Origin of the sequence: Streptomyces cupreus (assembly GCF_014257025.1) — a bacterium.
In the GTDB taxonomy this organism is placed as follows: domain Bacteria; phylum Actinomycetota; class Actinomycetes; order Streptomycetales; family Streptomycetaceae; genus Streptomyces; species Streptomyces cupreus.
In genome coordinates this window covers 144,610-171,526 of the sequence record NZ_JACMSF010000004.1, presented here as the reverse complement: position 1 = coordinate 171,526, position 26,917 = coordinate 144,610, and the positions used below count along the sequence as shown (strand labels likewise).

The 26,917-nt window shown below is 66.0% G+C and carries 13 protein-coding genes and 1 pseudogene; 10 read left to right on the top strand and 4 right to left on the bottom strand.

Annotated elements, in window-relative coordinates:
• Window positions 1–162: 162 nt before the first annotated feature.
• Entirely contained in the window at window positions 163–1,530 is a 1,368-nt protein-coding gene (gltX, locus tag H4N64_RS05405; RefSeq protein WP_222108568.1) for a glutamate--tRNA ligase, read from the bottom strand.
• Window positions 1,531–1,990: 460 nt separating this feature from the next.
• Here gltX and H4N64_RS05400 point away from each other — a divergent pair, with 460 nt between their 5' ends.
• The 3 genes from H4N64_RS05400 to H4N64_RS44830 all read left to right on the top strand — a co-directional run bounded on the left by H4N64_RS05400 (window position 1,991) and on the right by H4N64_RS44830 (window position 4,502).
• The gene (locus tag H4N64_RS05400; RefSeq protein WP_186280938.1) at window positions 1,991–3,223 is read left to right on the top strand and encodes a helix-turn-helix domain-containing protein; all 1,233 of its coding nucleotides are present in this window, start codon (window positions 1,991–1,993) and stop codon (window positions 3,221–3,223) included.
• 5 nt (window positions 3,224–3,228) lie between these two features.
• Complete coding sequence (locus H4N64_RS05395; RefSeq protein ID WP_186280937.1) at window positions 3,229–3,783, top strand: flavoprotein; 555 nt, start codon at window positions 3,229–3,231, stop codon at window positions 3,781–3,783.
• A gap of 113 nt (window positions 3,784–3,896) precedes the next feature.
• On the top strand, window positions 3,897–4,502 hold the full coding sequence (locus H4N64_RS44830; RefSeq protein WP_336246637.1) for a helix-turn-helix domain-containing protein: 606 nt from the start codon (window positions 3,897–3,899) through the stop codon (window positions 4,500–4,502).
• A gap of 219 nt (window positions 4,503–4,721) precedes the next feature.
• On the opposite strand, the gene H4N64_RS05385 is transcribed toward H4N64_RS44830, so the two are convergent.
• Window positions 4,722–5,216, bottom strand: coding sequence for an L-asparaginase family protein (locus H4N64_RS05385; protein WP_418896245.1), 495 nt, complete (start codon window positions 5,214–5,216; stop codon window positions 4,722–4,724).
• Between the two features lie 154 nt (window positions 5,217–5,370).
• Here H4N64_RS05385 and H4N64_RS05380 point away from each other — a divergent pair, with 154 nt between their 5' ends.
• Entirely contained in the window at window positions 5,371–6,354 is a 984-nt protein-coding gene (locus H4N64_RS05380; RefSeq protein WP_186280936.1) for a phosphotransferase family protein, read from the top strand.
• Between the two features lie 45 nt (window positions 6,355–6,399).
• Here H4N64_RS05380 and serS read toward each other — a convergent pair.
• Together serS and H4N64_RS46695 are read right to left on the bottom strand one after the other, a co-directional pair.
• A pseudogene (gene serS, locus H4N64_RS05375) lies at window positions 6,400–7,686 on the bottom strand (serine--tRNA ligase).
• A 553-nt stretch (window positions 7,687–8,239) separates the two neighbouring features.
• The gene (locus tag H4N64_RS46695) at window positions 8,240–8,746 is read right to left on the bottom strand and encodes an ATP-binding protein (protein WP_186280935.1); all 507 of its coding nucleotides are present in this window, start codon (window positions 8,744–8,746) and stop codon (window positions 8,240–8,242) included.
• Window positions 8,747–9,222: 476 nt separating this feature from the next.
• Between H4N64_RS46695 and H4N64_RS05365 the strand changes: the two genes are divergently transcribed.
• The 6 genes from H4N64_RS05365 (at window position 9,223) to mads8 (ending at window position 26,863) form a co-directional block, all read left to right on the top strand.
• A complete protein-coding gene (locus H4N64_RS05365) occupies window positions 9,223–11,418 on the top strand; it encodes an AIPR family protein (RefSeq protein ID WP_336246636.1) in 2,196 nt (731 codons plus the stop codon).
• 275 nt (window positions 11,419–11,693) lie between these two features.
• Window positions 11,694–13,835: a methylation-associated defense system DNA methyltransferase MAD2 gene (gene mads2, locus H4N64_RS05360; RefSeq protein ID WP_186280934.1), complete on the top strand. Its 2,142-nt coding sequence runs from the start codon at window positions 11,694–11,696 to the stop codon at window positions 13,833–13,835.
• Window positions 13,832–15,256 carry a methylation-associated defense system restriction endonuclease subunit S MAD5 gene (gene mads5 / locus H4N64_RS05355; protein ID WP_186280933.1) on the top strand — a complete coding sequence of 475 codons (1,425 nt, stop codon included), beginning with the start codon at window positions 13,832–13,834 and terminating at the stop codon, window positions 15,254–15,256. The genes mads2 and mads5 overlap by 4 nt, the downstream gene beginning before the upstream one ends.
• On the top strand, window positions 15,256–19,563 hold the full coding sequence (gene mads6, locus H4N64_RS05350; RefSeq protein WP_186280932.1) for a methylation-associated defense system protein kinase MAD6: 4,308 nt from the start codon (window positions 15,256–15,258) through the stop codon (window positions 19,561–19,563). Before mads5 ends, mads6 begins: the two co-directional genes overlap by 1 nt.
• Complete coding sequence (mads7, locus tag H4N64_RS05345) at window positions 19,554–21,221, top strand: methylation-associated defense system protein MAD7 (protein WP_186280931.1); 1,668 nt, start codon at window positions 19,554–19,556, stop codon at window positions 21,219–21,221. The genes mads6 and mads7 overlap by 10 nt, the downstream gene beginning before the upstream one ends.
• Window positions 21,218–26,863 carry a methylation-associated defense system ATP-binding protein MAD8 gene (gene mads8 / locus H4N64_RS44825; RefSeq protein WP_186280930.1) on the top strand — a complete coding sequence of 1,882 codons (5,646 nt, stop codon included), beginning with the start codon at window positions 21,218–21,220 and terminating at the stop codon, window positions 26,861–26,863. Before mads7 ends, mads8 begins: the two co-directional genes overlap by 4 nt.
• Window positions 26,864–26,917: the final 54 nt, after the last annotated feature.

Genomic DNA, 26,917 nt, shown 5'->3' with positions numbered 1-26,917 from the left:
GCACCGGTACGGTTACAAGATCTCCCATAGAGCGTGCAATTCCCGCAGCATCGGAGGGATCGAAGATCGTGCATGAGGCGCTGGCCCGCTTTGTCACGACATACTTCCGCGTCGTCGGGCCCGCCTCCCCACACGGGCGACGGGACCTTGATCGCGAAGTGGTCAGCCAGCGAGCTTCGCCAGGGCCGCGTCGATTCGCGCCAGCGTGCGGTCCTTGCCGAGGACCTCCAGGGACTCGAAGAGGGGCAAGCCGACCGTGCGGCCCGTGACGGCGACACGCACCGGCGCCTGGGCCTTGCCCAACTTCAGGCTGTGCTCCTCGCCGGCGGCCAGGACCGCCTCCTTGAGAGACTCGGGGCTGGTCCAGTCGGCCGTCTCCAGCTTGGCGCGGGCCGTGGCCAGGAGGGCCGCAGGGTCGCCCTTCATTGCTTTGGTCCAGGAGGCCTCGTCCTCCACCGGTTCCTTCAGGAACAGGAAGTCGACGTTGGCCGTGATGTCCGACAGGACGGCCACGCGGGTCTGGGCATGCGGGGCGATCGCCTCCCAGGCCACCTGGTCGAAGTCCTCGGGCGCCCAGATGGCGTACGGGGCCAGCAGCCACAGCTCACAGGCTTCGATGAACTTCCCCACCGGCAGCGCGCGGATGTACTCGCCGTTGAACGCGGTCAGCTTCTTGATGTCGAAGAAGGCCGGGGAGGTGTTCACGTCCTCGACGCGGAACTTCTGCTCCAGCTCCTCGTACGGGCGGAGCTCAACGTCGTCGCCGGGGCCCCAACCGAGCAGCATCAGATAGTTGGTCATTGCCTCCGGCAGGTAGCCCTCGGCGAGGTAGTCCTCAAGAGCGACCTTGTCGCGGCGCTTGGACAGCTTCTGCCGCTTCTCGTTCACGATCACCGGCAGGTGCGCCCACACCGGGGGCTTCGCGCCGAGCGCCTCCCACAGCAGCTGCTGCTTCGGCGTGTTCGACAGGTGCTCGTCGCCACGGATGACCAGGGTGATCCCCTCGTCAAGGTCGTCGACGACGTTGGCGATCAGGAAGACCGGAGAGCCGTCGCCGCGGGCGATGACGAAGTCCTCGATCGCCGAGTTCGGGAAGGACGGCTCACCGCGGACCAGGTCCACGACCACCGTCTCGCCCTGGGTGGGCGTACGGAACCGCAGAGCCCGGCCCTCCAGGTACTCGAGGCCCCGGTCCCGGCAGAAACCGTCGTAGCCGAGGTGCTGCGAACCGGTCCGCTCCTGAACCTGCTCACGGGTGCAGTCGCAGTAGTACGCGCGGCCTTGCGCGTAGAGCTTCTGGGCGGCCTCGCGGTGCCGGTCGGCGTTCTTTGACTGGAAGTAGGGGCCCTCGAACGTGGGATCGTCCTTGGAGATCCCGATGGACGCGAGGGCGCTGATGATGCCGTCGATCCACTCGGGCTTGTTGCGGGCCGCGTCGGTGTCCTCGATACGCAGGACGAACTTGCCCCCAGACTGTCGTGCGACGGCCCAGTTGTAGAGAGCCGACCGAGCCCCGCCAACATGGAACATTCCAGTCGGAGATGGGGCGAAACGCACGCGTGTGGAGGCATCAGACACACAGGCAGCCTACCGATTCCCAGCGGGCGCTCGGGTCACTGTGGACGATCACATTGTTCAACTCTACCGAGAGATCTTGCGATGCCTTCTGGCTGAGGGCAAGGAGCTGTTGTGCGGCGGAGTGCCCAACGAGTTCGCTGGGGGCCTCTTCACGATCCTGCGGCTCGGAGACTCCATTGCGTTGCGCTACCGCGCAAGTAATCCCCGGGGCGTCGAGGCGAAGGCAGGGTGGCGGACATGCAAAGCTCTGGCACCTCTTGGACTCGTGGGTGTAGCCGGACAAAGTGTCCGGCCTGTTATAGGCCTGCGAGCGGATGTTGAACATGGCACTGCAGCCTGAATCGCTGCCTGATCTAGCGGCCTGCTCGGCCGCTACCGTGAATGACGGACCAAAGTTGGGGAGGCAGCGCGCATGCGTGGTCTTGGTGATCACCTCAGCATAGGAGAGCGGATCGCGTTCTACCGCGAGCGCCGGGGCTACACGCAGCCCGTCCTCGCCGGCCTCGTCGGGCACAGCACCGACTGGCTGTCGAAGATTGAGCGAGGAGTACGAAAGCCGCCGAGAATCGACAAGCTCGCTGAGCTCGCTCGCGTACTGCGTGTCCCGCTCGGCGACTTGATGGGGCAGCCCGTCCTCTTGGAGGACGAGGAAAAGCACATGGACGACGTTCCAGCAGTCCGGGATGCGCTGATGAGCCCTCGACGGCTCTCCAAGCAGCTGTTCGGTCCCACGGCGGAGCGGCAGTTGCCGAGGCCGGAGCAGGTGCAGGTCTTCGTCGAGCGCAGCTGGGGTGACTATCAGGCTGGCCTTCTTGGCGACGTCATTGCCGCCCTGCCCGGTCTGCTGAGGGCGGCCCAGGAGCTGGAAGACCTTCCGCCTGGCGATCAGCGGCGATGCGGCCTCGCTGTCTCGGCCCGCACGCATCACCTGGCGGCAACCACCCTCGCCAAGGTGGGCGAGTCCGACTTGTCGTGGCTCGCGGCCGAGCGCGCCATGCGGGCCGCCGACGAATCCGAGGACCCGTTGTCGCTCGTCTCCGCCGCCCGCTCCGGTACGCACGCACTGCTGGCCAACGGACGATACGAGGACGCTCTCGAACTGGGCGATACCGCGGCGGCCTGGCTCGCCAGTCAGGTTCGCGACGACGACCCGGCCGCCTTGAGCCTGCTTGGCATGATTCATCTGCGAGCCGCTGTGGCCGCTGCACGGCACCAGGATCGGCACACCACCAACTCTCTGATGGAGAAGGCGAAGCGCCTCGCTGACCGGCTCGGTTCCGACGAGAACCACTGGCAAACGTGCTTCGGTCCGACGAACGTCGAGCTACACCGCCTGTCGATCGAGCTTGACCTGGAGAACATCCCGTACGTCGTCGAGCATGGCGGCATCGACGTCTCCCACATGCCGGCGGAACGCGCCGTGTCTCATCGCATCGACTATGCCCGCGGCCTCTGTCTCAAGGGTCGCGTCGACGAGTCCTTCAGGGAACTGGAGGAGGCCGAACGCACCTCGCCCCAGCTCGTGCGGAACAATCCACGTGTACGCGAGACCCTTCGCGACCTGAGGAAGCAGTCCCCGGTCACGGGCGGCAGCCACTCGTCCGGGCTGCTGGCCATGGCCCAACGATGCAGGGCGGTGCAGTGACTTCGATGCAGGGCAAGGTATTGGGCGTCATCGGATCGAGCGCCGGCGGGATTGAGGAACTGCGCACAAGGCTCGTGGTCCCGGCGCTCGAGCGGGGCTGGACGGTTGCGGTCACGCTCACACCGACCGCAGGTCAGTGGCTCCGCACGAGCGGGGAAATGGCGGAGATCGAGGGGCTGACCGGCCTTCCCGTACGGTCCGAATCACGTCTGCCCGGTGACTCCCGGCCGCATCCGCCGGTGGACTGCTACGTCGTGGCCCCGGCAAGTGCCAACACCGTCGCCAAGCTCGCCCTGGGGATCTCAGACAACCAGGCGTTGACACAGGTCAACGAAGCCATCGGAACACTGGACCTCCCGGTAGTCGTCTGGCCCCGGGTCAATGCCGCGCACGCTCGCCACCCCGCATGGGAAGGGCACATCAAAGCCCTTCACGATTCAGGGGTGCGGTTGATCTACGGAGACGAGGTATGGCCGCTCGCCGAGCCACGGGCTGGAATGCCGGGGCGCCGGTACCCGTGGGAAGCCGTACTAGGCGAGGCCAACGTGGCAGTCTCCTGACGAACCATCAACAAGGCCTAAAAATAAGAAGAATTGGACCCGGACAGTCTGTCCGGGCTCTTCGTCCTGACTGGCGCCAGTCTGAGGGCATCACCGGCTAACGGAGGAACCGGATGCCCGATCAGGGATTGGGTGCGGCGCTCCCCGGCGCAACGACCTGGGGCGACGCATCCAAGAGCTGCCCGAACGCAGGTACGGATGCGATGGGCGGCAACGACTACTCATCTCGACGCTCGTCTGATGCCGTTCCGACGCCGTCGGGCATGGAGCGCATTGCCGTGAGCACCGCAAGAAGCACCCCCGCGCCAACCAGCCGCACCCGGCTCTGCAGCCTCTGCCGATGTCGCCTCAGTCGGTACAACAGGGAAGACATCTGTTCCGGCTGCGCTCGGAGTGGGACAGCCGTACAGCCTGCGAGCCCCGTTCCATCCCATGTATGGGCTCGCCAGGACGTCAGAGACGCCCTGTTGCACAAGGACTTCGGCAGGCTGTGCCAACTCGTGCGAGAGTACGGCCACCTCCGCCAGGAGGACATGGCCCTCCTCACGGGGCTGAGCCAGGCTTTTCTGTCGATGCTGGAATCTGGGCAGCGACGCCTCACCAACATCGACCGGATCGTCGTGCTCCTAGACGGCTTGAACGCACCCGTCGACATCACGGGGCCGATGCTCCGCCCCGTAGCTGCCGCTCCAGGCCCACCTCTGCGGACAGTCTCCTGATGCTCCACTTCAGCTCGTGATCTTGTCGTCAGCCTGCGGTGGCGAGTAATCGCATCTGCCGCAACGAACTGGGACTTGGCCTGCTCGGTATCGAGTCACCCGATCAGTGGTGATCCCCTAAAAGGTCGGCTGCCGAACTGCTGGACCTCTGGTGCCTTGGTCCTCCTGATCCTCGGGAATGGCACCGTTGGCCCCCTCGGACGGGCTGAGGTGCGCAGGTCAGCGTGCGAAGAGGGAGAATTTCTCCGTGAGCATCTCGCGGTCCGCGTCTTGTGCCAGCAGCCCATGGAGTAGGAGGCGTGCTTGGTAGGGGCCAAGATTGCCAGCTGGGATGAGGCCACGGCTGATCAGATCCTTCTCGGATCCAGGAAAGCCGTACGTCCTGGTCAAGACAGGGCCATTCCCGATGCGCGATGAGAGGACCGCGGGGATCCGTGCGGCGAGCCGTTCGAGGCTCTCGACGAGTCGCTGAGGAACGTGGCCGACACCGAAAGCGGCGACGACGAGCCCATCAGAGCGTCGGCAAGGCGCTGCGGCTCCTGGACCTGCGGGCCGTCGCAGATACCGTGCGGGTGGTGACGGACGGACGACCTGTCGTGGACATCGCGCGGGAGGTGGTGGCCGCCACCGGTTGGAACAAGCCTCATCCCGCCTGCAGTTCGTGATAGTGCCAGCTGGCCGGCTCGCGAGCGGGTGCGGCCCACCGATGATCATCAGAGCGAGGGACAGAGGATCAGGCGGTGGCAGCAGCGACCAGGACGCTCCCCGTCCCGACGCAGCCCACACGGCTCAGTGAGCGCATGGAACGGCACTCGTCCACGCGACAACTGCGTGGCGCCGGAGAATGCGGTTCCCTCATCCTGACGGCATGCCTCACATCATCACCCCCCGCCTTCGGTACGACTCCACGGCGGTACGCCCACACTGGCAGGACCTTCCCCAGGACGTTCGCCAACTCATCGCACAGCATCTCGGGGGCGAGGTACAGGCCGCGCTCAGCAGCGGGAGCGGATTCACCAGCGGCTTCGCCGCAGTACTCCGTGGCACGTCCGGACCTCAGTTCATCAAAGCGGTCAACAGCACGGACAATGCGGTGGTCGCCGACTGCTACCGCCGGGAAGCGTTGATCAACCAGGCGCTCCCCGCACAGATTCCGGCACCACGCCTGCAGTGGATTGAGGAGCACGACGGATGGGTCGTCCTCGGCATCGATGCCGTCGACGGCGGCGGCTTGCCGGCCACGCCATGGAAACCCGACGAGCTCACGGCCGTCCTCGACGCCTACACGATCACTGCAGAGGCACTCGCCACCCCACCCGCACGACTCCAGCACATCGGCCTCAAGCCAGTGGGCGCAGGTGGGGACTTCGCCGACTGGCGCAACGTTGCCCGTGGCGCCACACCCACGAACGTCCTCCCCTCTTGGATGCCACTCGACCTCCTAGACGGGCTGGCCGGCTTGGAGAGCGGATGGCGGGAGGCCGTCGCAGGAAATGCCGTCCTCCACCACGACCTGCGCCAGGACAACGTGCTGATCGACACATACGGCACCGCGTGGATCTGTGACTGGAACTGGCCATGCCTGGGGGCGAGCTGGTTCGACCTGGTGCTGCTCCTAGCCACCGCCTTCGCCGACGGCCACGATGCCACGTCTCTCTTCATCCAGCACCCCACCGCCCGTGGAGTCGCCGACGAACAACTTGATGCGGCGCTGGCCGCACTCTCGGGTTTCTTCCTGACCTCTGGCGGACAGCCCCCAACAGAGTGGTCCCCGCACATTCGCCAGCACCAGACGTGGTGCGGAGAGGTCACCCTGCGATGGCTGGCCGACCGGCGTGGCTGGGCATTCTGACCCGCGGGACATCCGTTCGGTGCTCGACGCACAGCCCGCTCAGCGTCAGGCCAGCACCGGTGCTGCCAGGACACCGCTCGGAATCCATTTCCGCAGGACGTCCGGGACCGCCACGGTGCCGTCGGTCTGCTGGTGCTGTTCCAGCAGCGCGGGCACCAGACGGCTGGTGGCCAGACCTGAGGCGTTCAGCGTGTGCACGTACGCCGACTTGCCCTGCCGGGGCCGGTAGCGGATGTTGCCGCGCCTCGCCTGGTAGTCGCGGGCGTTCGACACCGAGCTGACCTCGACGTAGGCCCCGACACTGGGCAGCCACACCTCGACGTCGTAGGTCTTGGCCATTGCCGGGCTCGTGTCCCCGGCCGCGAGCCGTGTGATCCGATAGTGCAGATCCAACTCCTGCACCAACGCCTAGGCCTTACCGAGGAGTTCTTCATGCGCGGCGTCCGAAGCGTTGGGGTGGGTGAACTGGAACAGTTCGACCTTGTTGAACTGGTGCCCGCGCAGGGTCCCCCGCTCGGCCGTGCGGTAGCCGCCGGCCTCCTTGCGATAGCACGGCGTGTAGGCGACGTACCGCATCGGCAGCTCGGCCTCGGGCAGCGTCTCGTCCCGGTGCAGGTTGACCAGCGCCGTCTCCGCGGTCGGCAGCAGGAACCGTGCCGGGCCTTGCTCGCCCCCCTCCAGGGCGAAGACCTCGTCGGCGAACTTCGGGAACTGGCCCGCCGTGTACCCGGCTGCGAAGGTCAGCACGTGCGGCGGCAGCACGAACTCGTAGCCATCCCGCACGTGGGCCTCGACGAAGTAGTTCAATAGCGCCCACTCAAGGAGCGCGCCGTTTCCCCGGTAGAGCCAGAATCCGCTGCCGCCGAGCTTCGTTCCCCGTTCGTAGTCGACCAGGCCGAGGTGCCGAGCGAGATCCACGTGGTCCTTCGGTGCGAAGCCGAACTCCGGGCGCCGGCCGACTTCGCGGACGACCTCGTTGTTCTCCTTGCCCCCGGCCGGCACCTCCGCGTCGGGCAGGTTCGGCAACGGATCAAGGAAGGCTCGACGCGCTTGTTCCAGTTCGGCCAGCTTCGTCTCGGCGGCGGTCAGATTGTCGCCGACGGCCGTCGCCTCCGAGCGCAGGTCTGCCGCGTCCTCGCCTGCCCGTTGCCGCTTCGCGATCTCGCCCGAGATCCTCTTCCGCTCCCCGCGGAGGCGCTCTGCCTCAGCTCGCGTATGCCGGTAGCCGTCGTCCAGCCGCAGAAACCCATCGAGGTCGACGTGGACGTCCCGCTTGGCCAGTGCCTGCTGGACGTGGGCCGGATTGTCGCGGATCAGAATGACATCGATCATCGTGCCGATGCTCCGTTCGATCAGTCGTTACGACGTGATCCCTTGGGAGCGCGGGCGAGAAGGGGCGACTCGCGGTGCCACCGCGCCTTCGCCACCACAGGGTGGTGGCCTCGTTCACGACCCGGTCACGGGGGTCATCCGGCAGGGCATTGGGCCTTCGCTTAGGCCGTTCCTCCCCGCACTCGGGAGCGGATTCGCCGCAGGGCGCGAGGCTGCCTTCCCAGCTACCGACAGCTCTCTCGGCTCGCGTGGACCCGGGCTACTTGTCTCCGTCATCGCGTTAGTGGAGAGGTTAGGACGAGAGCTCTCGCAGCGACACCGAATATCGCCGAAGACATCCCACACGGTTGGCCGGCTCAGCAGGTGCACCTTGAGTGAGAGGCGTGAGCAGGGCTGGAAGCAGACCTGATCAAGGTGGGACCCGTTCAGTGATGGGGATGGCGGCGCCAGCCAGGTGGAAACCCCGAAAGGCGACGAGACGTGTCCGCTCGTTAGGCCGCAGGCGTGCCAACAGCGGCTCGCAAGGGGGGGATGGCGGCCGGGCGCGAGCAGCTCAGGCCGCTTGATGTTCGATTTGCGCAGGTGCACAGATAATTGGCACGGGCTCCTCTGCAGCGGCGTCAGCATGTGAGGCGGTCACGGCTACGGTGCCCTCTGAGGAAGGGGGGACTGCCAATTCGAACCATGTTTTCTTCCCCGCCGTACAAGGCTGTGAGCCCCACTCGGTTGCCAATGCGTCAACGAGGAAGAGACCTCGCCCGCTTTCGTCCATCGCCTCGGCTTGGGACGGACGCACCAAGGTGGGGTCAACGTCGGTGACTTCCACCCGCAGCCGCTCTCCGGTCCACTGCACGGACACCACGCACGCGGCCTGCGTGTGCGTGACCGAGTTCGCGACTACTTCTCCGGTGAGCAACCGCAAGTCGTTGGTCAGTTCCGCATCCAAGGCCAGCCCAAGCCGCTGGGCACGGTTGACAACACGTTCTCGCGCGGCTGGCACTGCGGCGACCGAGGACAGGACGGTGAACGCATAGGGTGAATCTCCGGGCAACCGGGGCATGGCTGTGACCTCTCGCGGGGCGGGAGCGCTAGGGCATCGACGCGATCTTCCATAACTGAACGGATCGCTCACCGACTTCGCCGGGCGCGTCCACGGGTACCCAAGCAATCCGACAGCAGCCCAGCAGGTGGCGGACGACCACCATGGACCGCAGGCGGCCTGACTCCCTATTCCTGAGGTGATATCACCGCCGCAATTGGAAGCACCCAGGCCCTAACAGGCGAAATGGCTCGCCCGCTTGGGAAGCGCCGGCTCCCCCTCAGCGCGGGGAGCGCCGCGGGTGCCGATCCGGCGTTGGTCGACCCGTCTGCCGTGTGAGGCTCTGGGGCACGAGCCTCGTGAGCCCTACCTGTATCTATGGATGATGCCGCCGTACCGAGCGCTGGTGCGAGCTGCCCTGTTGCGCATGAGCCCAGGTATGTCACCTAATGCCTAATCTTGCTGATTTGGGTGGGGATCATCTACTTGGTCAAGGCGTGAAGCACGAGGAACACCAAGGTTCTTCGCCCGATAGAGTCTCGATAGCCAGGAGCATTGACGGGAGTGGGGGCATGAGCAAACTGCACGTCGGGTACGTCCGTAAGGCGATCGAAGAGCGCTTCACCGGCCTAATCGACATTACGGACCAAGCGCGGTTTTCCGACGAGAAACGCCATCAAGCTTTCCTTAGCCGCGGGTTAGCCGCACTCGCCGTGCAGATCGAGCACCCGTGTAGCGACCGTGCCGCGGCACTCAGTGTCTTCGACGGTCAGGACGACCGCGGCCTGGACTCCATCGCCGTGGAGCTCAGGTCCGCCCAGCCGCGAATCTGCCTGGTGCAGGCCAAGTGGAGCGACCAGGGCAAGGGCGGGTTCGGCGAGGCCGAGGTTCACAAGATGATCCAGGGGCTGAACTTGATGCTCGACCGCCACTTCACGAAGTTCAACAGCCGGTTTCAGCCATTTGTCCCCGATATTGAGCGGGCATACGAGGTCGGGACGCCCAAGATCACACTCGTCCTCGCGTTAATGCGGACCGCTCCGATCAACGAGGACGTCCGCGAGCTCCTGGAGGAGAAGGTCGCGGAGCTGAACCAGGTCGAGGAGATGGTCGAGTACAAGATCCTCGACCTTCGCGACTTCCATCGTGCCATCCTCGGCGACGCCGCGGCGCCGAGGATCGACGCCAAGGTCCGATTGGACGGCTTCGTGCAGGAGTCGACTCCGTACAAGGCCCTGTACGGCACCATGACCGTTCCCGACCTCGCGGACCTCTACGGCGAGCACCGGCGCGGCCTCTTCGCGCGGAACATCCGTGACTCCCTGGATCTGACCGACGTCAACATCAAGATCAGGAACACGCTGCTTGAGCAGCCGGAGCACTTCTGGTACTTCAGCAACGGCATCACCATGCTCTGCGAGACGATCAAGCCGGTCGGCAAGGCGGTGCCCGGCAAGGTGGGGGACTTCCAGCTCACTGGGGCCAGCGTGGTCAACGGTGCCCAGACGGTGAGTGCCATCCACCGGGCGTACACCGCCGACCCCGACACCGCACAGTACGGCCGGGTGATGGTGCGTCTGATCTCCCTGGAAGACTGCCCTCCCGGTTTCGGCGATCATGTGACCACGACTACGAATACGCAGAACCCGATCGAGGAACGCGACTTTAAGTCCCTTGACAGCGGACAGGTCCAGCTTCGCGACGACTTCGCCCTCCTGCTGCACCTCAGCTACGTGATCAAGCGGGGTGAGACGACGCCGGAGCCGGAGCACGGTTGCTCGATGGCGGAGGCCGCTGAGGCTCTGGCCGCCACGAGCCCGAACGCCCAACTCGCTGCCGTGGCCAAGCGTGATCAGAACCTCGCCGGCCTGTGGGAGGACGAGACCTACCAGGAGATCTTCGGTCAGACCCCGAATGCCTTCCGCGTCTGGCGCTGCGTCCAGCTCCTCCGCGAGGTCCGCACTCAGCTGCAAGCATTGCGAGACGGACTGCTCTGGCGCGCCGATGCAGCCGCCTTCTACGGAGACCTCCTGGTCACCCACATTGTCTTCCGCCGTCTGAACACTCGCTCTATCGAGGACCCGGAATACGACTGGTCGGCAGAGCTCGCGAAGGTCCCCGACCTGGTACGGGACACACTCGCCTGGTCGCTGACCGCGATCGACGAGGAGTACGGCAAGAGCAGCCACATCATCGCCGCAGTGCGGAACACTGAGCGGATTGAGCGGGTCGTAAGGGCTGCCCTGCGTGGCCTGGACTCAGGTCGTAACGCGCCTGCACTGGAAGACAATTATCAGGTCACTGAGGTCGAGACCCGCGGACGTCAGGTCAACGCCGTCACCACGCTGATCGCCAAGGGACGTATTCCGGAGGGCACGGTCCTCGAGTACCGGCCGTACAGCAAGCCCGAGCGCCGCGACATGACGGAGTGGCTGGCGGAGGACCCCAAGCGTTCGCTCGCGACCTGGAGCAACGACGGTGGTCGCTACCCACTGCAGTGGCACGCGGACGAGGAATGGTACTCGCCCAGCGGCCTCGCTCGGGAGATGCGTCACCGCGCCTCAGGGGTGACCTCCTCGGTGCAGGGCACCCTCCGTTGGTTTGTGCCCGGTGAGGGGTCACTTGATGAACTGGCGCTGGCCGTGCGCCTGGAGGAAGGGCTGGACACGGAGGACGGGGCGGCCGGCGGCTGACCCTGGGCGTGGACGGTGGCTGCCGAGCCCGAGCGGCGGGTCTCTGGGACTGTGCTGGGTCTGCTGCCCGAGGCTGACATAGGGGGCATTGTCAGTGGTCCGCTGTAGGCTCGCGCCGCACCGCATGGCAGAGGGCCCGCAGCCTAGCGGGAAGCGCCGCAGATGATACCGCTGCGGCCGTAGAATCGCAGGCTGCGGGTTGCGATGGGTGCGGACCAGTCAGGTCCCACAAGCACCGCCAGCACCACCGAGCACAGGGAAGAAGTAGCACGCTGATGGAGGAACTGACCTTGGACCTGGACATCCCGCAGCAGCTCGGGGATGGCGCCGATCCAGCGGCGGAGGACACCCAGCCCAGGGTGACCGCCCTGGAGGAGGGCCAGGTCGTCGACTACATCACCGGCGAGGCGATCAAGGAGACCCCGAAGGAGAAGGTCCGGCAGAGGATCGTTCGTGCACTGGTACACGAGCACGGCATCGACCCTCACGACATGTCGCGCGACTTCTCGGTCACTGTCAGTGAAGAAGGGGCTCCCCGTAAGCGGACGAAGAAGGCCGACATCGCGATCTTCGAGTCGGGTGCCCAGCACACCACGGCGAACCTACGGCGCGTGGTGATCTGCAAGCCTGAGCCGAAGCGCGGCAAGAACGTGGTCAAGCTCCGCGAGCCGCGGCAGGCGGAGAAGGATCTTGCCGAGCTACAGGAACTGATGGGCAACGAAGATCGTCCCGAATGCGCGGACGGCATGTGGACGGACGGGGTCGACTTCTTCTTCCTCAAGAAGGTGATCGGCGACTTTGGCGCGACTTTCGAGGACCGCAGCGACTGGGAGGTCGCCGAGGGGACTAAAGGCAGCCGGACCGTGGCTTCGCATCAGCGGCTGCGGCGAGCTGAACCGGAGATGCTCAAGACGACCTTCCGACGTTGCCACAACTACATCCACGGCAACGAGGGCATGCCGAAGGATGCTGCCTTCTGGCAGTTCCTTTACCTCCTGTTCGCGAAGATGTACGACGAGCGGGTCAGCCGGGGAAGCAGTCACGGACGGTTCCGTACGGGCCTAAAGGAGATGTTCGACCCGGCAGGCCGTGCAGCCATCAGCACCCGGGTCAAGGAACTGTTCGAGGACGTCAAGCGTGAGTACAAAGACGTCTTCAAGCCCACCGACGAAATCACCTTGTCCGACGGAGCTCTCGCCTTCATCGTCAGCGAGCTTGCGCCCTACGACCTGAGCGGCACGGACGTCGATGCCAAGGGCATCGCCTACCAGGAGCTCGTCGGCATTAACCTGCGCGGTGACCGGGGGCAGTACTTCACGCCGCGCGGCGCGGTCAACCTGATGGTCGAGATCCTCAATCCCCAGGAGGATGAGACCGTCCTTGACCCGACCTGCGGTACCGGCGGCTTCCTCCAGGCGACGCTTAACCATCTGCATCACACCTGGCAGAAGCAGGAAGGGACCTTTGGCTTCCCCGACGATGACGAGCAGCGCGAGCGCTTCCGGGATCGGTTGAAAGCGTACGCAGAGAAGCACCTGTTCGGCGCGGACTTCGACCGTTTCTTGGTCCGGGCGACCACCATGAACATCATGACGCTCGCGGAGACCACCGGGAATGTTTTCCACATGGACTCCTTGGCCTTCCCCCGAGGGCACCTGCCTGACGTCGAGCTGGCGAAGAAGCAAATTCCGCTCGGCGAGGAAGTGGACGTGCTTCTCACTAACCCCCCGTTCGGCGCCGACATCCCTGTCAGCGACGAGTCGGTCCTCGCGTCGTTCCGTGACGGCATCGCCAAGTCGTGGGGGCGGAACAAGGAGACCGGCAAGGTCGAGGCCAGCGGGACCAGTACGCCGGCGAGCATGGCGCCCGAGCAGTTGTTCATCCAGCGCGCCATCGAGTGGGTTAAGCCCGGTGGCCGTATCGGCATCGTCCTACCCAACGGCATCCTGTCGAACCCTGGGCCGACCGACGAGGCGATCCGCCGGTACATCCTGGAGCACTGCTGGGTGCTCGCGAGCATCGAACTGCCGGTGGAAACCTTCATCGTCGACGCGAACGTCAACATCCTCACCACACTTCTCTTCCTGAAGCGGAAGACCGACCGGGAGGTGCGCAACCACAGGCTGGGGACGGAGAAGCCGTATCCGGTCTTCATGGCGGTCGCCGAGAAGGTCGGATTTGACCGCCGGGGGAACGATCTCTACAAGCGCAAGCCCAATGGGGACATCGTGGTGGAGACGAAGGTCGACATGGAGCGGCTCCGCATCCGGGGCAAGGTGGTGACTCGGCCGCTGAAGCGTAGCCAGCCGGTCATTGACAACGACCTGCCGGTGATCGCGGAGAAATACCGGGAGTTCCGGGCCAAACACCCGGTGCCGGGCGTGGACCCGCGCAAGGGCACGGAGGCGGGCGCGTGAAGGTCGCCAGCCTTTCCAACCCGGTGATGTCCGACTGGCTGGCGGATCAGGGGCTCCGGCTCGACGCATCGCCATACATCGCGGGCTCCCTGGAAGCGAAGAAGATGCTGGAGCGCCTGCCAGACACGGTGCCACTGGCGAGCGTGACCTCCGGCCACAACGGGGGCATCTTCAACGGGCCCATGTTTCGCCGGGTCTATCTCACCGACCCGGAGCACAGCGTGCCGTTCGTCGGTACGAAGGACATGATGGCGGCCGACCTCACGGCGCTGCCCCGGCTACGGAAGTCCGACGCCACGTCGGCGGCCTTGTCCTACCTTCAGGTCAAGCCCGGGATGACCTTGATCTCATGCTCAGGCTTCAATGCCGGCAGGAGGGCGTACGTCCGCCCTGACATGGGCGACTGCTGGTCTTCGCAGGACACACTCAAGGTTGAACCTGACCCAGAGGAGATCAAGTCCGGGTATCTGTACGCCTTCCTGCTCAGCCGGTTCGGGGAGTCACTCGTCCGCGGATCGGTCTACGGGTCGGCCGTGAAGCACATCGAGCCGCACCACATCACAGGGCTTCCCGTACCTCGGTTCGATGAAGGGCTGGAGGGGCGCATTCACCAACTGGTGGAGTACAGCGCCCGATTGCGCGCGCAGTACCAGGCCGGGCTTGTCGCTGCGACGAAGGACTTCTTCGACAGTGTCGGGCTTCCGGAGCTGAATAAGTTCCGTTGGCATCAGCAGGAGCGGGACCTCGGTTTTGAGATTTCGACCGCGGAGCCGATCTCTCTACGAGCGCTGAACTTTGCGCCGAGGGCAAGGCGACTGATCGAAAAGCTCGCTTCGGTTCAAGGAGCGACACTCGGTGATATCTGCGCCGGGGGGTCGCTGCGGACTGGTGCGCGCTTCAAGCGAATTGACGCTGATCCTTCTCATGGTGTGCGTCTGATCGGCCAAAGGCAAGCCTTTTGGATTCGCCCTGAAGGTCGATGGATTAGCGCTGCTCAGGCGCCGGAGGACATTCGTCTGCAGGACGAGACGATTCTCGTGGCGGCGCGTGGAACTTTCGGCGAAAATGAGGTGTACAGCCGCTCGGTTCTTGTCACTGGGGCCTGGCTTGAGCATGCTTACAGCCAGGACTTCGTTCGACTCCTGAGCGGGGACCCTGACGTCCCCGGCGCATACTTGTTTGCCTTCTTTCGGTCAGATGTGGCATTCCGAATTCTGCGTTCACTCAGTGTGGGTGGAAAACAGCAGGAATACCATCCCCGTTTGCTCCGAGAGATGCCGATCCCGCTCGCGCCGCCCGCGGACCGGGCTCGCATCGCCCAGACTGTCCGCTATGCCTACCAGTGCCGCGACCGCGCCGACATCCTGGAAGACAAGGCGCTCGCGCTGCTCACCGCCGCCATCGAGGAGGCCGCCGGCTGATGGGTGCCAGGATCGTTGCTGTTGGGGAGGCCGTCAACGATGCCGAGCGGAGGGTGATCGCGCACTTGCGTGATCACGCCCCGGACGACTGGACGGTCCTGCACTCCATCGAAATCCCGTACCGGAACGAGCTGTTCGAGGTCGACCTTGTCGTGGTCACCGGACATGCTGTGTTCGTCATCGACGTCAAGGGCACCCGCGGCCGTATTGAGGTCGCTGGCAACCGGTGGCATCCGGCGAGACGGGCCCCGTTCCGGAGCCCGCTGCCGAAATTGCGCGGGCACGCCAAGCAGCTCAAGACGATCCTGGAGACGGCCCATCCGCCGTTGTCCCGGCTCTACACCGACGCGCTTGTGGTGCTGACCGCGCGGGATGCCCTGCTCATCGATCGCACGCCGCGACAGCAGGATGCCAGGGACACCGTCACGCTGCCCGACCTGATCGGACGGCTTGCTGATGTGACCCGTGTCCCCACGGTCTCGGGGCGGTTCGACACAGACATCGCGGCGCATCACGAGTTGATCGTGCGTACGGTCCAGGGGTCCTCCCGACCGCCGGCCGGGCCGCTGCGATTCGGCAGCTGGGAGGTCATCGAGCGGCTCAGTGAGACGGCACCCGATGACGGCGCCGACATCCACAACGAGTACCGAGCGAAGAATGCGCTGGCCGTGCAGGGGTCGGGCACGGTCCGGCTCTCCGTTCGCAAGGCCGATCCGTACGCTCCGGAGGCCGATCGGCTGCTGCAGCAAAAGCGGATAGGCATCGCCTACGAGGCGCTGGGCAAGCTGCCTTCGCACCCGAACATCGTCGGGGTGCGGGACTTCTTCGCGGACGAGGACAAGGACGTCTTCGTCACCGTCTTCGACGACGTACCCGGCCACGCTCTGAAGCTGCATCTGACCGGGTCCGAGGATCCGCTCACCGCCGACGCGAAACTGCGGATCATCCGGCATGTCCTGATGGGCCTCGCCCATGCCCACCAACGGCGTATCGCGCACCGAGAGCTGAATCCGTCGACCATCCTGATCGCGCAGGACGGCCGGGCGATGCTGACCGGCTTCGAGTACGCGAAGACCGCGCAGCGGCGCGTCCACACGGTGATGCAGGAAGCCCACCAGGTTGCCGACCGGTCCTATCTGGCGCCCGAATGCCATGCGGACCCCGCCGCGATGGGCATGAAGTCGGACATCTATGCGGTTGGCGTCATCGGCTACCAGCTCCTCACTGGCGAGCTCCCCTTCAGTTCGGCCACGGAGCAGGTAAGCGTGGCCGGGCAGCTCCCGGTCAGCGGCCTGGAGGGTGCCGGTGTCCGGGTCGAGCTTGCCCACTGGCTGCAGAAGCTCTGCGCGACGGACCCGGCCGACCGGCCGACCGCGCTCGACGCGCTGCGGCGACTCGATCTCGCTATGGGCGCGCGAAACATCCCGTCCAAGCGCATTGGCTCCTCCGCCGCGCCTCAGTCCGCCTCTGCGGCGGGGGTGGATGGACCGCGCGGCCCTGAGTTTTTCAAGGACCTGCCCGCCGACTTCCAGCTCGGAACGAAGTACCTGGTGCGGCATCGGCTGGGCCGCCCCGGATCGTTCGGCGTGGCCTACCGGGTGTACGACACCATCAGGAGCGTTGACCGCGCGGTGAAGCTGGTCCTTCGTGACCGGGACTCCGTCCTGGAGCGGCTGCGCCGTGAAGCGGACGTACTGCAGCGACTCCAACACGCGCCGCATCGCAACGTGGTGTCGATGGTGGACGCGGACAGGCTGCTGCCCCCGGACGAATACCCCTACCTGGTCTTCGAGTTCATTGACGGCAAGGACGTCGCCGAGGTGGTCCGCGGCGGGCGGATGGGCGCGGCGGACGTCCTGCGGCTCGCGATCGACACGGCCCGCGGGCTGCGGCATATCCACGAACTCGGGGTATGGCACTGCGACGTCAAGCCGAGCAACCTGCTCTGGACCGACGACGGGGTAAAGTTGATCGACTTCGGGATATCCAAGACCTCGGACTCCTCCGAAGGGCACACCTACACCAGTCCGCGCTACACCCCGCCCGATCTGGACCAGGTCCCCGCTGACGGCACCGGATACACCGACCGCGACTTGTTCGGGCTCGGCGTCACCCTGTACGAGGCGCTGACCGGTGGACAGTACCCGTGGGAAGGCGTCGAGTATCCGCCGCCCGGAGTGCGCCCGATCGATCCGCGCACCGCCTACAGCGGCTTCGGAGACCTCTCACCGGGCCTAGTTGAGATCATGCTGCGGGCCATTTCCCCCTACCGTGGCGAGCGGTTCACCACGGCTGAAGAGCTGCTGCGCGCACTTGAGGCCCTGGAGTCCGCGCGCATCGCGCCCATACCGCCGCCGCTGCCCGCGCGCTCCGAACTGTCGCCCGCTCCACCGGCCACCAGCAGCGGTGACGAGTCACTGCGGCCCGAGCCGAACAGCAATCCCTTCGTCGCGCACCTCCAGACGCTGTACAGCCAGAGCCGCCGCAGTAACCGAGGCACTCGCGGACTCGACCCGCACAGTATGTCCGTGTATGTCGAGACGGCCCTGGACCGTGAGCTCGTACCGGCGCTCCGCGAAGGTCGGCACGCGCTCGTCGTGGTCACCGGCAACGCGGGCGACGGCAAGACCGCATTTCTGGAGAGCTTCGAACGGCAGGCCCGCGATCTCGGGGCCACGTTCGGGCCGCGGCGGCCCAACGGCACCGACTTCACCCTGGATGGTCACCGCTTCCGCACCAACCACGATGGAAGCCAGGACGAGGGCGAGACCAGCGGCGACGAGGTCTTGGAGGAGTTCTTCGCGCCGTTCACCGGTGCGGACGACTCGTCGTGGCCCGTTCAAGGCGAGACCAGACTGATCGCCATCAACGAGGGGCGCCTGGTCGACTTCCTCAGCCATCACCACGACCGCTTTCAACACCTTGCCAAGCTCGTCAACCTGGGCTTGGCGGGCCGGCCAACCGGACAGGCCGCCGCTGTGGTGAATCTCAACGCGCGTGACGTGGCGGCCCGTCCTCTCGACACCGATGGGACGCCCCAAGACGGCGAGTCGCTGCTTGAGCGCATGCTCGACCGGATGACGCACAGCCGGTTTTGGGAGGACTGCAAGAGCTGTGACCTCGCCGCGACCTGTTACGCACGGCACAACGCCCAAACCTTCCAGCACCCAGCGGCCGGCCTGCAGGTCAAGCGGCGGCTGCGGCGCATCTACGAACTGACCCAGCTACGTGGCAAGTTGCACATCACCCTCCGGGACCTGAGGTCGGCCCTCGCCTTCACCCTCACTTCGGGCCGCGACTGCGCCGAGATCCACCAGCTGTATGCGGCCGGCGACGCTCGGGAGATCCTGGACAGCTTCTATTTCTCCGCGCACCTTGGCACCCCGCCCGCAGCCGACGGGACCCCACGGGAACGGGACCGGCTGCTCTCCCTGTTGCGGGAGGCCGATGTGGCGTCGGTTCCCCAGCCACAGCTCGACCGGCGGCTCGACTATGCGGGACTCCTCGAGGACCGTGCACTGGTCACGGTCGACGGCCGCAGCGACCACGGCCGCACACTGCTGGGCCAGCAGTTCCAGCAGCTGGGCCGGTCGGCTGCCGCCCGTACCTCCCAGGCGGCGGCGCACCGCCGCTACGTGGACGCGGGCCGCCGGCTGCTCTACTTCGAGCTCCACGACGAGGAGCGAGCAGAGCGGATGTTGCCGTTCCCCTCGGTGCTGCGCTTCATGGACCTACTCTCGGCCCGGAGCTCCCTTGCAGAGGAGCGGGACGACATCCTGCGTGCGCTCAACCGCGGCGAAGGACTGGTTGCCCCCGAGCGGATCGGTGACGCCCTCGCGCTGAAGGTGCGCGACGTGCAGGGGGGAACCATCCGCAGCTTCCGCCGATTCCCTGCCGCGGGGTTCCGCCTCGAACCCGGAGAAGCTCCGGACTCGACATACATCGAGTCCGGGCGCACCTCGTTGCGCCTCAGCTACCGCGACCCGGCCGGCAGTCGGGGCGGGACAGCCGAGTTGGACATCCGGCTCGACCTGTTCGAGCTTCTGCAGCGGTTCGAGCGCGGCTACCGGCCGTCTGTCGCCGACCTCCAAGGACAGCAGCTCGCCCTCGCCGTGTTCAAGAACAGGCTGGCCGCAGTCCCGTATCAGGAAGTGCTGCTAACGACACACGGACACGACCTGCGTCGTATCCACCGCACCGAGGACTCTGTACTGCACATGGAAGAGCTGACGGCACGGCAGCCGGACAGCGAAGATGAGCCGCTCGCCGAGGGCGCCGACCGGGTGGAGGAGACGACATGGCGCTGACCGGGTCCCTGGGCACCTTCCACCATCCCGGCATCAGCCGGATCGACTACAAGGCGCTGGACATGGACCGTGTCCTCACCGCGCTCCTGGCCCGGCTTTGGCACCAGGGACTGCCCAGCAAGATCAGCCGGTCTAAGACCCTCGAAGTCGACATGTTCGTCAAGCTGTTCCTGCAGCACCCCGAGGTGTTTGACGGCTTTGACCGGGAGACCACCACCCGCTGGACGGCCACCCATCTCCTGGATCTGGTCAACCGGGGCAAGGCTTCCGAGGCGGTGGCGAGCCCCCGGCCTCTGCACGGATTCACCTACCGCTTCCGCAATAGCCGGAAGTCTCGCCCGTACGGGGCCGACGAGCAGCTGTACGAGATGCTCGCCGAGGACCCGGGTGCCCTGGCCGGCCTGCGTGAGTTCTTCTTCTCCGACGTGGACCGGGCCACCGGGGCGATCACTCCCGGCCCGGGCACCGACGTGGAGACGCAGGCCCTGCTCCACCTGGTGGAGCAGGCCGGAGCCCAGATGCAGGACCGGCCGGACACCAGCAAGCCCCGCACGCCCTACCCGCCGCTCTGCGCCGAGCCAGCGCGGCAGCTGTGCCAGGACGTCATGCGGTTGCTGTACCACCAGGACCACATGCCACGCACCGTGCTCGTGGACTATCTGAAAATCCTCTTCGCCTTCCATCTGTCCCTCTACCACCTGCGCATGATGAAGCTGCTGCCCGCCGTCGTCGAGGCGGGCGCGGCTCCTGTGTCCTGCCGCAAGGGACACGCGGGAGAGGACGCGGCGGACCGCTGCCCGTACAGGGCGCGGCTCTTCCTCGACGTCGAAGGGACACCGGGGACCCCGGCCGCTGTGCTGGCCGAACGCAGCGCGGAGATCTGGTACCGGCGGATTCCCCGTTTCATCCAGGCGACCTACCAGGTGAAGAAGCTCGACGACTTCGCCGAGCATCTCGCCGTCAAGACAGACAAACTCAGCCGCCCTCGCGGGAGGAACTACTTCACCCCGGAAGAGGCTCTGCGGCTGCTCGGCAAGTCGTACCGCAAGGACCGCGACGCGTTCTTCCTACAGCGGACCAACCGGGTGCGCGACGAGGAGGAGGACACTCCCGCAGAGCTGAAGCAGATCACCCAGCTGGATCTTGACCCTTTCGACGAGTACATCGAGATGCTGATGCACTACAAGGGGCGCTACTACCGCCGCTATTTCGTCGAGTGCCTCGACACGATGCTGCTCAAGCACCGGCCCGGCGCCTTGCTCGCACAGCCGCGAGGCGGCCGCAGCGGTGGCGAGAACTCCACCCGCCGCTTCGTGCTGGACGCGCGGCTCCTGGAAGTGCTCCTTCAGGTGTCGTTGCTCCGGGAAGACAACGATTCGTCCGGCGATCTGAAGACGTCGCCGATGCGTGTGGATGAGTTCCTCGCCCTCCTGCAGGATCGCTACGGGCTCTACATCGACCAGCTGCCCGACTCCGACGGTTTCTCAGGCGCACACCTCGACGACCAGGCAGCACTGCGCGCCAACTCGGCGGCATTCCTCAACCGGCTTCGCGAGATCGGCTACTACCAGGACATGTCGGACGCCTATCTGACACAGACCATCACTCCCCGGTACGCCATCGGCGCAGCGGCGAAGACGGGAGTGGCGGCCCGATGAGCACAATCGGATTGGCGGAGATCACCCCCAAAGATCTCCGCGAGGCCCTCGAAGGCGTCCTCGTTCCCCGGCTGGCCAAGCTCGTCGGTGAGCGGACCGCCGGGCACTGCATGCGCGTCACCGAGGTGGAGGCCGAACTCGCGGCGCCGCTTGTGCGCCGGCTCCGGGGAGCGCTCGGCCCCGACGCCACAGTCTGTGTCCTCGGCACGGCCGACGACCTGGCCCCTGACCGGTCGTTCCATGACGTCACTGTCACCAGCACCAAGCTGGTCGAGCTCCGCAACCGCACGGAGGACGAAGTCCTCCCGGGCCCTCTGTTGGTCTTCGTCCCGCCGGGGATGCGGGTGAGCGCCGAAGACTCCTTCGGGATCGCGACGTTCGAAGAGGTACCTCTAGGCGATGCATACGGGCAGCTGGCGGAGCACCTTCTCGACCAGGTACCGGACCAACTGCGTCAAGGCGTGGACGAGTTGCTCGCCGCTCTCCGGGACGGCTCGGACCGTCGCATGGGTGATCGCGCTGTCGCTACGTATCTGCTGACACTTCAGGCCAACGCGTACCGTGAGCAGGTGGCCGGCGCAGCCGTCTTCCACTTCGGGCTCGTGCCCGACTTCGACCTGTTCGCCGACCCCACCCTTGTCAGGGAACGCGTCGAGCGGAACCGCGGGCTGGTCGACAAGCTGACCGGATCGACTCGATCGGAACGTCAGCGCGTCCTGGACCTCGGACTCAGCGACGCGGACTTCGCTGCCCGGCTCGCCGGCTTTGCCACCCGCTGCGGACTGGAAGACCCGGTGGCCTGGACCCGCCGCATCGTCGTCGAGCGGGAGAACTGGGGGCTGTCCTTCGGTAACTGGCACATCGACGAGCAACGGCGCGCCACCGTCTCCATCGAAGTGCGAGAGCTCGGACTGCCGGCCGCCGGAGACAACCCTGCGGACCTGCGCGCCTATCCGGCGCTGGAGGCCATGGCGGGGCAGCCTTACCTGCTCGCCGGCGAGAAGGGCGTACGCGAGGTGACGGCACGGTTCTCCGTGCAGCCGGACCCCCGCAAGGTGGACGGGCTCGAACGCTTCCGGGTGGAGATCGTCTCTGAGAACGGCGGACCGATCGGACGGATCGCTTACCGCGGCAAGGGAAAGACAGCGATAGCCGAGTTCAAGGCCCCGCTGCGCCGTCTGAACAAGATCGACTGGGAGGAGGGGTGGCACTACGTGCGCGTCACCCCACTCGACGCGTCGGACGTCGCGCTCGACGTCGCTCCCAGCGCCCACGACCAACCCGGCGGCGAGAGCGAACGCTTCTACGTCATCCCCGATGCGGAGACCGAGGAACCGCCCGAGCGGAGCGCTGGGCGTTACGAAGGCGTCGTCCAGGCACTGCGGTCCCTGCAATTCGAAGCGCTGGCCGCCGGCGACGACCCGTCGCGTGTAACAGTCAATGGCATCCGCTGGAAGGCGACCACCCCGCGCAGCCCGCAGCGCGTCCTCAACGCCAGAATCCACACGGTCGGCAGCGCCGAGATCCGCCTCGCCCCTCTGCTGGTACAGATCCAGCAGGACCTGCTGGCGCGGCCCAGCGACACCACGCTGCGCCGCTTGGTGCTGAACTCGAACGGCACAGCCGAATCGCCCACCGGCACCGACGAAAACCTGGAATGCGAACTGAGCGGGCGGGCAGCCGAGGCGTACGGCACCTTCCTCGCCGCGCGGCACGCCTACTTCACCGCAGTGAGCGGTCAGGGCGACGAAAGAGCAGGCGGGGCGGGCACCGGGGACCTCCTGGTGAGCGAGGCGATCGACTTCGAGCCCGTACGAGAAGTCCTAGTTGCCTATGCCGAGGCGTACGCCGAGCTGGTGGCAGCTCAATCGCTCCAGGTCGAGCGGTCCACAGACGACACCCGAGGCGCCGCACTCGTGACACTTGCGCGGCTTCAGCAGATCGACTGTGCCGCAATCACCCTGACCGACGGCCTCGGGCAGCGCGACACGATCCTGCTCGTCTCGCCCACGCATCCCCTGCGCGCGCTCTGGCTGGCGACCTGGTCTGCCATGGGCCAGGAGTGGGTCGGGCGACTCGGCGACGCAGACAAACGCCAGATCATCGCGGCCCGGGAATCGCTCCTTGACGCCCTGTCCCCACTGGGCTTCCCGTTCGCCGTTCCCCGCCAGGACGGGCGACTCATGGCCGCCGCGGACAACCTCACCCCGTACTGGGGCGTCTACCTCCCCAGTGAGACCGCGGACCCGCGTGGCCTGCTCGGCCGCTTGTCCACCGCCCTGAACCTCCCCACCGTAAGTTCACGCACCTCGAACGGCGCGAGCGCACTGTCCGGGACCGCGCTGGCTGACCGCATCGAAAGGTACGTCCGCCTCCACCCGTACGTCCGCACCCTCGTGTTGAACGTCGTCAACGCGGGCCGCGGCGAGATCGTCGCCGACGCGCTCCTCGAACTGCAGCAACGCACGGCCACCCGCGACCTCACGTACGACATTCGCCTGTGCGCGACCGACCCGGAAGCACAAGAGACCGGAGCGGCACTAGGCAAACTGCTCAGCGCCCAGAACCAGATCGCCTCCGCCGAGGCTGAAGCTTTTCTGCACACAGCGGGGGGCACACGGACCGCGAAGCTCGTCTACTCCGTCCGCTCCGTACGGGAGTTCAACCAACGCCCTGCCGAGTTCGACGCCCACCTGACCATCCTGATCGACGCCTTCGGCGGCGAACAGTACAGCTCCGTTGTACGTCAGGACATCGTCAACGCGCCGGTACACGGACTCGTCCAAACAACAGCCTCCACCTACGAAGACAACGAACAGCAGATCGTCTGGCGTATCGCCCCGCGTCACGGTACCGCCCTGGCCACAGAGGACGCCGAAGACCTCGCCACACTCATGAGCAGGATGCCCGGGCTGCTCGCCAGCGCGGCTGCCAATGTCGCCACCGCCGGACAGGCGCCGCGCAACGTCCCGTGCACCGTCCTGTCGCTCGACAACGCGGGCCGGGCTCTGCTCTACCAGGCGCATCAGGCCGGCGATTGGGTCGTCACCATCGACCGAACCCTTGGCCTGGAGTACTTCGACCATGCCGGACAGCACGGTAGGCCCGAATACGTCATCGACTACGCGCCCTCTCTCGCCGGCGGGCTGGGCCACCAGATCATGGTGAGCTCGAACTCGGTCGACGAACTACGCACCCTGCTCGGCCCCACGGCGGAGCAACACGGACTCGACGTCGAAGAACGCCATCTCAACACCTTCTTCGAGCAGCTGCGTCTGCTCTCCGGAAACCTCGCCTTCAAACTGGCCTCCACCGCACCCAACCAGCGCACCGAAGTCCTCGGCCTCTCCCTGGCCCGCCTCTACCTGGACTACCAGGACGTCCTCCAAAACCAGATCGTCGTCCCTCTCGACGCCCACCCTGAGCTGTACAGCGAAGCAAGGCGCCTGGCCCGAGAGCTTGGCGACGCCTCCTCCTTCCAGCGCAGCGACCTGGCCCTCTTCCACCTCAATGCCAGGGAACGGACCGTCGTCTGTCACCTCATCGAGGTGAAGTGCTACACCGCCCTTGACGACATCAGCGCCTACCAGAGACTGAAGACGAAGGTTGCCCAGCAGCTGGAGCGCAGCGAAACCGTCCTAGCCGAGTCCTTCGACCCGGCGCGTACCACTCCTGACCGTGTCGACCGCACGGTCAAGAACCTTGTGCTTGGCTCCATGCTGCGCTTCTACCTGGAGCGAGCAGCACGCCACGGCACGATGGGCCACAAACCCCGCGAGGCAGCACACGCTCTGCTCGACAGCCTCGACAAGGGGTACAAACTGAGCTTCACCCGCAGCGGCCTGATCTTCGACCTCGCCCGCAGCGGCACCGACCGGGAGCTCGACGATGGTGTGCACTTCCACCGGATCGGCAGCGACCTGATCACCGAACTGATCAACGCCATCCCCACCGTACGGCCGGGACTGCCCGAGCTCGGGGACACCCCTGTGGAGGACCAGGCCTCGGAGCCGGACGGCGAAGCCACGGCGCCCACCCTGGCGCTGCTGCAGCTGTCGGTGCCACGCCTGGCCGACGCGGAATTCCGTGCGCAGGACGCAGAGGCTCCCCCGGAGAGCAACAGCGAGGACGCTCCGGTGTCGGAGTCGGCCGTCACCGAGCCGGACGAAGCTGATGTCCGGGCACCTACCGACGCCCCGAGTGCATCGTCGGACCAGCAGGACCGCACGGACTCCGTAACTCCTCCGTCGGGACCGGATCCGGTGGCCTCGGAGCCTGGCCCGGAGCGGGGTGACGTGCAGGATAGTGCACACGATGTCCCTGCTCACGGTGACACCGATTTGCCTCCCCGCTCAGCCACCGTGCCCGCCCCACAGAGCTTCCCAGACGCTGTCACCGTCGATGCTCCCTTGGCTCCTTCAGCTGCGGCGCCTGCTTCGTCGGCCCCTGGAGTTTTTCTCGGTGTCGTCCACCCCTCGCCGCAGCACGGCGTGCTGGGCGAGGTGGCAGGCAGAACGGTCGCGCTCGACCTCAACGAGACACACACGATTAGCTTGTTCGGGGTCCAGGGAGGCGGGAAGAGCTACACCCTTGGCAGCATCATCGAGATGGCCTCCCTACCGTCACCGCCGGTAAACGAGCTCCCGCACCCGCTGGCAACCGTGGTCTTCCACTACAGCCAGACCATGGACTACGCCCCGGAATTCACCTCGATGGCGCGCCCCAACGACGACAAGGCTCAGCTGAGGGTCCTCAAGGAGCGTTACGGGGCCGAGCCGCGAGCCCTTGAGGACGTCCTGCTGCTCGCGCCGGCCGACCAAGTCGTCGATCGGCAGCGGCAGTTCCCCGATATTGCGATCCAGCCGCTGGCCTTCTCCTCCGCCGAGCTGCAGGCTTCCCACTGGCGGTTCCTCATGGGGGCCGTGGGCAACCAGTCCACCTACATCCGCCAGCTCACGCGGATCATGCGAGCGCATCGCAACGACCTGAGGCTCGACGTCATCCGACAGGGCGTGGCCGACTCGGGCATGCCGGACCATGTCAAGCAGCTTGCCCAGGAGCGACTCAACCTCGCCAGTGACTACATCGACGACAACGCCCAGCTCACCAGCCTCATCCGCCCGGGACGTCTGATCATCGTCGACCTTCGTGACGAGTTCATCGAGAAGGACGAGGCGCTCGGCCTCTTCGTCGTTCTGATGCAGCTGTTCGCCGAGGCACGCAGCGGCGGTGAGCATTTCAACAAGCTGGTCGTGTTCGACGAGGCGCACAAGTACATCGACAGCCCCGACCTCGTCGCAGGACTCGTCGAGACGGTCCGAGAGATGCGGCATAAGGGCATGAGCGTTCTGGTTGCCAGCCAGGACCCACCGTCAGTACCGATCTCCCTGATCGAGCTCTCGGATCACGTCATCTTGCACAAGTTCACGTCGCCCGCCTGGCTGAAGCACCTTCAGAAAGCCAACGCCGCCTTCTCCGGGCTGCGTTCCGAGCAGATGTCGCAGTTGCAGCCCGGAGAAGCGTACGTATGGGCAAGCAAGGCAACAGATAAGGCTTTTACCCATGGCGCGGTCCGCGTCCGGTGCCGTCCCAGAGTGACGAAGCATGGAGGCGCGACCAAGACGGCGTCCGGAGAAGCCTGAGTGAGGCCCCCCGCTGTGCGGGAGGTGCTGACTAGCTGGTCAGGGCGACGACCT